This window comes from Brevundimonas denitrificans, assembly GCF_030160755.1.
In the GTDB taxonomy this organism is placed as follows: Bacteria; Pseudomonadota; Alphaproteobacteria; order Caulobacterales; family Caulobacteraceae; genus Brevundimonas; species Brevundimonas denitrificans.
Genome location: NZ_BSOY01000185.1, coordinates 1 through 691, shown reverse-complemented (window position 1 = coordinate 691; position 691 = coordinate 1). Strand labels below are relative to the sequence as shown.

Annotated in this window: 1 protein-coding gene; it reads right to left on the bottom strand. The window is 51.2% G+C overall.

The genetic code is table 11. The features are described 5' to 3' along the window. Nucleotides 1-270 (bottom strand): EipB family protein (locus QQJ79_RS15665; RefSeq protein ID WP_284223857.1); only part of this gene is annotated, 270 nt, incomplete at its 3' end. Nucleotides 271-691 lie beyond the last annotated feature (421 nt).

Here is a 691-nt window from a genome sequence, read left to right as displayed (position 1 = left end):
CATGCTGTCCCCACTGATATTCAGCAGTTCCACCAGCATCCGCTGGTTCATCAGCACCCCTTCACAGGAATTCTCTACCTCCATGACGATCCGGCCGCGCACATCCTCGATCCCCCCGTCGCGGTGGAATTCCTTCAGGGTCAGATCATAGACCGCCCGATGAGAGGCCAGCGCCACACCCCCTGCATGGGATAAAGCGGGTGCCACCACCGCAAACAGGCCGAACAGGGAAAAAAGTATGGAAAGTCGGTAGGCGATCTTGTCTGTCATCAAATCAACGCTGCGTTTCAGTTGGGCTGTTTTTATAATCATCCAGTAATAAACCTCTGTCCCGCCCGTGTGAAGCTGAAACTCTGGCGGTTTGATAAAATTTTACCCATTCGGAAATTCCTGTCCTGCACCCGGAACTTTTTTCCCCCTTGCGACCATAAACAACCTATCCGCCCTCCCACCCGGCTGTTAAAGGCGGTTGTTTTTAATGGCAAATTTGGCCTAACCGAAAATGGCACACTCCTTGCTTGTATGGGGTCGAGGCGAGAAAAGCCTTTATGAAAACGGTAATCAGGACGGGCGAAGCCCGGACGACGAGATCAAGGAGTGGTTTATATGTCAGCAACATTTTCTGTCGCAGCGGCATTGGACATTAAAACATCTGTTCAGAATGGCGGGGATATCACCAAATATCTTGAGG